We start from the raw sequence: 601 nt of genomic DNA on the forward strand, positions 1-601 counted from the left end.
GGCCAATCATTATCTGTTTGAACCGGTGGCCTGCACACCGGCTTCCGGATGGGAGAAGGGGCAGGTTGAAAATCAGGTGGGGAATGTGCGGGAATGGCTGTTCAGTCCCCGGCCCCGGTTCAAGGATCTGGCTGAACTGAATGCCTGGCTGGAACAACACGGTTCACGCATCGTTCAGTCCGACAGTGGGGAGGGATGGAGCAGTGAGAAGGTTGAAAAGGCCTTCAATCTGAAGGCCGGTATCTACAACATTTATACGGCCTCGCCGGCTGATAAGAAGCGGGCCAGCTTTGGCGTGATCGTACACGCCGACAAGGACTCCGTGTACCAGCAATGCGGGAAAAAATTATTATGCATTCGCGCAATGATTTCGATAGAGTACCTGGAGTAGGGAGTATAAAGAGCATTGAATACAATGCTGACGGTCGGGCCGTTACATCTGACTCCTCGATAAAGCAGGCCCGTAGTCGCTCCCGCTGATTTTAGTTTAGCGTAGAAACCCACGTCCTTAGGACGTGGTCATGAGTGATAGGCTCAGCCTGTCACGACTGATACGGCCCATGTTACAACCCGAAACTGAGTTGTCCCCACAACTGAATTA

1 protein-coding gene and 1 pseudogene are annotated in these 601 nt (G+C 52.6%); both read left to right on the plus strand.

Features of this window, described 5'->3' with window-relative positions; genetic code table 11:
• A pseudogene (locus ACOCD2_RS25130) lies at positions 1–154 on the plus strand (IS21 family transposase); the annotation flags it as partial.
• Positions 155–351: 197 nt separating this feature from the next.
• Complete coding sequence (locus ACOCD2_RS25135; RefSeq protein ID WP_419582010.1) at positions 352–480, plus strand: KfrB domain-containing protein; 129 nt, start codon at positions 352–354, stop codon at positions 478–480.
• Positions 481–601: the final 121 nt, after the last annotated feature.

The organism is Thiolapillus sp., from assembly GCF_048562965.1.
Taxonomy (GTDB): Bacteria; Pseudomonadota; Gammaproteobacteria; order Chromatiales; family Chromatiaceae; genus Thiolapillus; species Thiolapillus brandeum_A.

Coding starts and splice junctions, on each gene's coding strand:
- ACOCD2_RS25135 (WP_419582010.1), top strand. CDS start 352: ATGCATTCGCGCAATGATTTCGATAGAGTACCTGGAGTAGGGAGTATA.